Source organism: Nitratidesulfovibrio liaohensis (assembly GCF_011682075.1).
In the GTDB taxonomy this organism is placed as follows: domain Bacteria; phylum Desulfobacterota; class Desulfovibrionia; order Desulfovibrionales; family Desulfovibrionaceae; genus Cupidesulfovibrio; species Cupidesulfovibrio liaohensis.
Window position 1 is genome coordinate 1 of the sequence record NZ_VSMK01000089.1, and the last position, 7,011, is coordinate 7,011.

Below are 7,011 nucleotides of genomic sequence, written 5' to 3' on the forward strand. Positions count from 1 at the left end.
ACGCGTTCGGGCGCTGGCGCGCCGCGCCGGTCGTGGTGCAGCAGCAGGCGGCGCGGGCGGCCATCCGCGTCGCGCAGGATCTCTGGCTTGCAGTCGTGGGCCAGCAGCCAGGAGAGGGGGTCGAAGAGTTTCGAGTCGTCGCGGATCATGGGGCCGATCATATCGCGCCCGGCCACGGGGTGAAGGTGGGTGCGCGGCTCGGGGTGGGTGCGCAATTAAGTTGGGCCTAGCGGTGGGGCGTTGAAAGCGTATGGGGGTTATTGAGGTTGTGGTGGGTCTTTGGCTATGTAAATTATTAATGGACACAGAGCCGTCAGGAAGAAAAAAGATATAAAATATAGCATTACGCGCGATGTGGCGCATGTTCTTGTCAGGGTGATAAGTGTTACAAAGCCGACAAGAACTATAACGAGGTTGATGATTGCAAGTCGTTTTTCAAGGGCTTTTTTAATTGTAGAAACTAGTGCGTCATATGCTACTACAGTAATAAAAATAAATAGTCCAAGGATGAGGGTGGCAGAGATTAGCTTTGATGGGATATCGACATTTGGATTTTTTAGTATGTCGAAGCATGTGGCTATGACTGTTGGGATTGTGTCTGTAAGTATTTTAGCGATGTCATTTTCCATTGTTTTACCGAGATGATGCTTTTTTCGCTTTGTTTTTGTGGTAATGGAGGGCTATGGTGACCATTATTCCGTATCCTGCGCAGAATAGTAGTAGTAGTGTGGCAAATACGCCGTCAATGAGCGCCGTATCGGTTTTGTTTGCTAGGCCAGCAGTAGCAATGATGAAGGCGAATATAGAAAGGAAACACACTATAAGGCGGAGTAGTCTTGTATGTTGTTCGTGTAGAATGTTCTCAAGAGATATTACGGTTGCTGCAAGTGTGCTTAAGCGTGCAAGTATTTCCTGATTTGATGTTAAAATGCGCAGGGTGTCGTCGTGGATTTTGTCTTGCCCGAGCAGTATTTTTTCTGTTTGTTCTATGTATGACGGTGGAGATTCGCGCTCCTGAGGCATATTTGCGAAGAATGAGAAGGGGTCCGGGTGTGGTTTTTTTGGGGGAGAAGTGTCGGGCGTGTGAAGGGGATTGGTCGACATTGTGGATCACTCGCTAGGTGACGCGTATGTTACGATGTTGAGAGCCATTTCGTAATATCTTTTGCTTATAATGTGCTCATATGTTGATACAAGGTTTGTGCCCTTGGGTTCAATGAAATTAAAAGAGAAAGTTTCTGTCGGTGGGACTGCCTTCAACTCCGTGAAGCAGAGAATTTTGTCATCGAGGTTTGCGACAAATGACATTGAATGTGAGAATTTATTGTCGAATCTTTCAAGTAATTCGTGAAGTGGTGTTTTCTTGGATGAGGGGCTTAGTGTTTTTGTGAAAAAAATAGAGTCATTTTTCTCTAAGGTAAATCGTAAATCTACTCCGGACCAAGTGCGCGCTATGTGTGGGATAACTGCGTTGTGAATTCTATCTATAACTGTTGAGAATCTTTTTATTGTATTGTTAACTTCTGATAGATTTGAATCTTTTGATGTTTTAATGACGCCAACAAGGCCGTTATCAACAGCGGCGATGTATCCGCCAAGGACTTCAAATGCTATGCTGTCTTCCATTCGTCTTCTAATGCTGTCGCCAAGGTATTGTATTTCGTTGGCTATAGGTCCTTCTTTTTCATTAAGGAAATCTGTGAAATTCTCTATGGACTTAAAAGCAGTGCCAAGCTGGATGCGTAGGTCGGATTTGGGGGGGAGCGTGAGCATGGTACGTCCTGTGGATTGCTCTGTGCGGAAGGGCATTGTGGCGTTCATGGTTGCCCTGTTAATCGAGTTCTTGCCCGTTCTCTTGACACACCCCAACCCTATAGGTCAATCTGTCCGCAGGAGCTAGACACTCCTTGATTCATAGGCGGCCATCACGCCCGTCAGCCGTGGTTTTTTTGCGCCCTCCGTTTGGCGGTGGTCGTGCGTCTTGCGCATGATCTGCTTCGCCATTAGGAGAGGTGCACCCATCCCACGCGATATTCTGCCGGGAGTTGGCTAATACAATACCCTTCGGGGGAATACGCCAGCCGCCCTATGACGGTGTCTAGCTCCCGGCAGTCTCTTTTTTCGGGGCTGCCAATAGACATCGTCATAGGAGCCTCACATGACCCCCACCCCCACCTTGTCCGCGTTCATCGTAGAACGCGGACACCTGCTGGCCGAGGCCGTGGCCGAACTGGGCGCCCAGTTCGCGCTGCCCGCCGAATGCGTCCACCTTTCCGTGCGTCCTGCCTTGTGCGCCGCCCAGGGCGACCTTGCCGAGCTGGACGAACTGCTGCACGAATCGTTGCCCGATCTGGACGGTGGCCCCGATGGCGACCCCACCGGCGGCCTGCCCGGCAACCTGTCCGGCGATCCGTCCGGCGCGCCCGCGCTGGTGCCCTTGGCGTTGCAGGTGGTGTCCCTGCGCCTGCTGGGGCTGTCGCGTTCCGTGGGCGCGCATGTGGCCTTTCTGTCCGGGCCGGAGCGCCTGGCCGTGGACTGGCTGGCCCATCGTGCGGCGGCGCTTTCGCAGCAGGCGGCCCGGCTTTCCGTCTCCGCGTGCGAGGCGGTGGCCGATGCCGCAGCCAGTCTTGCGCCGTCCGTTGCCCAAGACGCGTTGCCTGATGTAGGTTCGCCGTTCGCGCAAACCGGCCACAGGGGGACCACGGCATCCGCGCGTCCTGAAACCTCAACCCCTGTGGAGGCGGCAGCATGACCACCCACAGGAACCCACGCTACAAGGACGCCTTTGCCGTCGTCTCCGGGCTGGACCGCCTGCAACACGATCTCGCGGACCTGCAAGCCGAGGTGTCGGGCGCGGCGTCGGGCCTTCGCCGCGTGCTGCACAGCCAGCAGCGCCGCCACCAGTCCGCCAGTGTGTTGCAGAACCTCCAACGCCAGCTTGCCTGGCTGTCGGGCGATGTGGCGCGCATGCATGCCGCCCTCGTGCAGGAGGAGACACACCATGGACGTTGACCCCATCGGACGCATCTACAGCCACGCGGCGGCGCTGCGCACCATTGCCGCCCGCCTGCCGGAAGAACACGGCGGCCTCGCGCTGATACTGGCCCTGCTGGGCGAAGACCTGCAACACTGCGGAGAGGCGCTGGACGACACCCCCTGCGCAGCCGCCAGCGCCCCCGCGCGCGGCGGTACGGGGGCTGGGCAGGACGACGGCCCGCCGTGGGCCTGTGGTCGCCCCTCCTAGCCCGTCCCTGAAGATCACCCCATAACGAACGCCCCCGGCATCGGTTGATGTCGGGGGCGTTGTCTCGTAATGTTCGGTGGATGGTAGGTATGCGAAAGGTAAGCGTTTGGAGGGTCCGATGAAAGTGCTGAATTTTTTTTTGATTAATGTTGTTGTCGCATTTATCGTATCCGTTGGGGCTAATACGTTTGGTTCCGTTGAGTGGATAAACCCACCACGGAAGATTGATGTGACTTTTAGAGAGGAGGTGCATGAGGTTAATTCTGGTTCCGGTGTGAAATTTTTGATAGATGGGGAAGAGGTAGATTCGTATTCTGAATTTTATTTTGATGTATTCAATGCTGGTCGAGTTGTATTTGAGCCTTCTGATTTTATTCGGCCATTAACTTTTAATTTTTCAAAAGATGTTGTTTTTTACGGAGTGCAGAATGGTATTTCAAATAATGAAAATATTCACTTTTCGCAATGTAAGGGAGCGCTTTCATTAGTTCCAATGGTTATTAACCCAAAAGAACACTTAATGTTTAAAGTTTTGACTAGTGCTGGTGCAAAATTTAATGGCGTTACCGCAAAAATTCGTGCGCTAGAACGAGTCAATTGGAAAGATATCGATGACGTTAAAAAATATGATGTTTTTTCTATGGTAGATTTTTTCTGTGCAATTGCAATTTTTTTGGCATTAGTGATTGCTATTGCTGTGGATCATGATGGGTATATTGATGTGGTAATGGTTGTTGTTCTTGCCGCTGCGTTAACATTTATGTCTTTCAAGATATTCAGAAATTACGGATTCGATGTTCTAACGTCGGCGGCTTGGCATTTTGTGATCATATGTGTTGTTCTTGGGGCCTCTAGCGTTGTAAAACGCGTTGTTAAAAATAAAAATGTTTCTAGGTTGTTATAGGTGATCCTTTGCTTCTGTGTCTAAGCAATGCGGGATAAGCCGACGGCGACAGCGAGTGCGCAAACTCCAGGTGCATGACGAAGCTATGACCGCATTCGGCGTTGTTGCACACGCAGTACAGCTTGGTGAAGCGGGGGGTTATCTCCCGTCGGGTGGTAATGCGGGCCTTGCCGTGGCACTTGTCGCAGATAATGCGCATGGTGTTCATCCTCCTGCACAAACACAATGACAAGGGGGCGTTGCTGTCAATCGGGCAGCAAGTCCTATGCGTTGCACCCGCCGGTGGTCAGGCCACCGGCGGGTTTTCCGTTTGCGGGGCAAAGCCCACGCGGGCGGCGAGCGGCAGGTGCTCGTTCACTTCCAGCAGCAACTCGCGCACCGGGGTTATCTCGTTCTTCTCGTACACCGCGTCTATCTTGGTTATGTCGCCAAAACCGCCGGTGTTGTTGGGGATAATGCTGGCCATGGCCGGGGGTATGCGGTGCGCGGCAATGATGTCGTCGCGGCTGATGTTCTTGATCTTCTCCAACTCGTCCCGCGTGCTGAAGTCGCCCACCGGCAGTATCTGCACGTCCTTCTCGCGCCCGTTGGGTATGTGCAGGAACATGTTGCGAAAATTGCCGATGCCCTTGCTGCCCTCTATGGCAGAGCGAATGCGGTCGCGGTCGTCCGCCTCCAGCGAGCTGGAAGAGGAATAGAACACGTAGCCCATGTGCGCGCCGTTGCGGTAGTACCGGCGGCGGAACAGGGTGGCGTCCTCGTTCAGCAGCATGGACTGGATGGCCCCCAGGTACGATGGCAGGCCGTAAATGGTCTGGCTGACGTCGTAGTTGCGGATATGCACCACCTCGCCGGGGGCAAAGCGGTGGATCTGCCCGGTCAGGGGCAGCAGGCCGTAGCAGTCGTCTTCCTTCATGCGGCGCATGTTGATGGCGGGCAGGTGGCGCAGCTGCACCACCTCGCCATACCAGTTGCGGATCTTCTGCAGGTACCCGTTGGCGAACACCAGGTAGTCGGTGGTCATGGCGTGCATGGCCCGCCGGGGCAGCGCCGCCGTGGGCACAAAGCCGCGCAGCACCACGTTGGTTTTGAATTCCAGCAGGGGGCCGTGGTAGGCGTTGGCCCGCAGCAGCCGGGCCAGTCCGCGCAGGGGCACCGGCGGCTGGTAGTAGCTGCCGTTGTCCAGCAGCCACACCCCAAGGTGGTCGTACACCGCCCCGGCCAGCGCTGGTTCCGGGTCGCCAAAGGTAAAGGACCGCACCCCGCGCAGGGCATCGTTGATGATCGCCCCGGCGTTGGCCCCCGGCCCGGGCCGGGTGGCGCCCATCTGCGTGCCGTTGGTTGTGGCGTGCTTTCTCGTTCTGGCCCTGACCATGTCTCCCTCCTGTTTGCGCTACGCGCCGATAACCACGGTGCAGCCCCCGTGCCCGGTCTGGCGCGCCAGCGGTTCCGCCGCCAGCGCGTGCATGATGGCCCACGCCACGTCGGCATGCCCGGTGGTGGGCGTGCGCCCGGCGGCGTAGGTAATCTGTCCCTTGTCGGTGGTGGTCTGCCGAATGGTCAGAAAGGCGTAAGCGATGTCCGTTTCCGCCGCGTCCCATTCCAGCCGCTGCTCCTCGATCACCTCGCGGGCCTTCAGCACAAGGGCGGCTTTGCTGGCCACGGCGTAGTTGATGGGCGCGGCCACCGGGCAGAACTGGCGCACATGCTCGTACACGCCAATGCCGGGGCCGGTGGTGTCTATGCCCAGGTGTGCGAAGCGGTACTTTTCCGCCAGCTCGCGGATGCGTTCCGCCTGCCACAGGTAGCTCTTGCCCACCCACTTGTGCCGCTCCACGCAGCGAATCACGCCGCCCGGCTTCAGGGGCGGTTGCAACACCACGAAGGATGCGTCGTCGCGTGAACGGCTGGGGTCGTACCCGCCCCACACCGGGTGGTTGCCCACGGGGCGGGGCGCGCCGGGGGCGTAGTCCGGCCAGTCCGCCGGGTCTGTCATGCAGCGTTCCAGCAGCGCCAGGCGGAACACGCCCTGGGTGTCGTCTATGAATTCGCAGTCGAACAGCTGGCGGAATTCGTCCGGCGTGTATTCCAGCCGCAGCTGGGCCACATCGAACAGGTCGCAGCCGCCCGCCTCCGCGTCGGCCAGCGTGATGACGTTGCGCCAGTACGTGTCCGGGCACAGAAACCCGGCGCGCAGGGCGGCGGCGTCCGGCCACGGCTTGGGCTTGGCGAAGCGCTTCTGAAAGGCCTCGCCGGTCCACAGCGGGTAGGCGTCGTGGGTGATGGCAGATGGCGTGGAAAACAGTGTGCGCCGCCACTTCTTGTGCGCGGCCATGCCGGTGGCCACCTTGTACAGCTCGCGGAACTTGGTGATCCAGAAGAACTCGTCGATGTAGACGTGCCCGTGGTAGCTCTGCGCGCTGCGCGAGTTGTTGGACAGAAAGTGCAGCTCTGCCTTGCCGTTGCGGGTGTGCAGTATCAGCGGGTTGCCGGAAAGGGTGATGTCGAAGGCATCGGACGCCGCCTGCACGATGTAGTTGCGGAACACCTGCGACTGCGCCTTGGTGGCGGAAAGGAAGAGCTGGTTGTCGCCGGTCAGGCAGGCATCCTCAAAGGCCTCCTGCGCGAAGTACCATGTGGCCCCTATCTGCCGGGCCTTCAGCAGCATGCGGTTGCGATGCTGCTTGGCCGCACGCAGGGCGTGCTGGTAGCCGAAGTACCGGCGGTGGAACTTGTCCGCGAACAGCTGCGGCGTGAGGGCGGTGACGTCGTTTTTGATGGGCTTGCCCCGGCGGGGGCGGGCGGCGCGGGGCGCGGCGGAAGGGGAGTCCGCGGCGTACTCGCCGGGGGCGGCGTCCGGCTG

Annotated in this window: 11 protein-coding genes; 4 read left to right on the forward strand and 7 right to left on the reverse strand. The window is 57.5% G+C overall.

Going from position 1 to position 7,011, the window contains the following annotated elements:
* The 4 genes from FVW27_RS03980 to FVW27_RS03995 all read right to left on the reverse strand — a co-directional run.
* The coding region (locus FVW27_RS03980; RefSeq protein ID WP_167122946.1) for a hypothetical protein at nucleotides 1-215 on the reverse strand (215 nt) is incomplete at its 3' end.
* Nucleotides 216-257: 42 nt separating this feature from the next.
* Nucleotides 258-629 carry a hypothetical protein gene (locus tag FVW27_RS03985; RefSeq protein ID WP_007521290.1) on the reverse strand — a complete coding sequence of 124 codons (372 nt, stop codon included), beginning with the start codon at nucleotides 627-629 and terminating at the stop codon, nucleotides 258-260.
* 4 nt (nucleotides 630-633) lie between these two features.
* Nucleotides 634-1,104 (reverse strand): hypothetical protein, encoded by a 471-nt coding sequence (locus FVW27_RS03990; protein WP_167122948.1) that lies wholly within the window; start codon nucleotides 1,102-1,104, stop codon nucleotides 634-636.
* 6 nt (nucleotides 1,105-1,110) lie between these two features.
* The gene (locus FVW27_RS03995; protein ID WP_167122950.1) at nucleotides 1,111-1,773 is read right to left on the reverse strand and encodes a hypothetical protein; all 663 of its coding nucleotides are present in this window, start codon (nucleotides 1,771-1,773) and stop codon (nucleotides 1,111-1,113) included.
* Nucleotides 1,774-2,158: 385 nt separating this feature from the next.
* Here FVW27_RS03995 and FVW27_RS04000 point away from each other — a divergent pair, with 385 nt between their 5' ends.
* From FVW27_RS04000 to FVW27_RS04015, 4 genes are all read left to right on the forward strand, one after another.
* Nucleotides 2,159-2,752 (forward strand): hypothetical protein, encoded by a 594-nt coding sequence (locus tag FVW27_RS04000; protein WP_167122952.1) that lies wholly within the window; start codon nucleotides 2,159-2,161, stop codon nucleotides 2,750-2,752.
* Nucleotides 2,749-3,012, forward strand: a complete 264-nt coding sequence (locus tag FVW27_RS04005; RefSeq protein ID WP_007521298.1) for a hypothetical protein — start codon at nucleotides 2,749-2,751, stop codon at nucleotides 3,010-3,012. The genes FVW27_RS04000 and FVW27_RS04005 overlap by 4 nt, the downstream gene beginning before the upstream one ends.
* Complete coding sequence (locus tag FVW27_RS04010; RefSeq protein ID WP_167122954.1) at nucleotides 3,002-3,244, forward strand: hypothetical protein; 243 nt, start codon at nucleotides 3,002-3,004, stop codon at nucleotides 3,242-3,244. Before FVW27_RS04005 ends, FVW27_RS04010 begins: the two co-directional genes overlap by 11 nt.
* A 118-nt stretch (nucleotides 3,245-3,362) precedes the next feature.
* Nucleotides 3,363-4,148, forward strand: a complete 786-nt coding sequence (locus tag FVW27_RS04015) for a hypothetical protein (protein WP_167122956.1) — start codon at nucleotides 3,363-3,365, stop codon at nucleotides 4,146-4,148.
* Here FVW27_RS04015 and FVW27_RS04020 read toward each other — a convergent pair.
* The 3 genes from FVW27_RS04020 to FVW27_RS04030 form a co-directional block, all read right to left on the reverse strand.
* Nucleotides 4,135-4,356 (reverse strand): Ogr/Delta-like zinc finger protein, encoded by a 222-nt coding sequence (locus FVW27_RS04020; RefSeq protein WP_341806073.1) that lies wholly within the window; start codon nucleotides 4,354-4,356, stop codon nucleotides 4,135-4,137. The two genes, FVW27_RS04015 and FVW27_RS04020, sit on opposite strands and share 14 nt — an antisense overlap.
* 78 nt (nucleotides 4,357-4,434) lie before the next feature.
* Nucleotides 4,435-5,523, reverse strand: a complete 1,089-nt coding sequence (locus FVW27_RS04025; protein WP_167122960.1) for a phage portal protein — start codon at nucleotides 5,521-5,523, stop codon at nucleotides 4,435-4,437.
* Nucleotides 5,524-5,541: 18 nt separating this feature from the next.
* The coding region (locus FVW27_RS04030) for a terminase large subunit domain-containing protein (protein WP_243838198.1) at nucleotides 5,542-7,011 on the reverse strand (1,470 nt) is incomplete at its 5' end.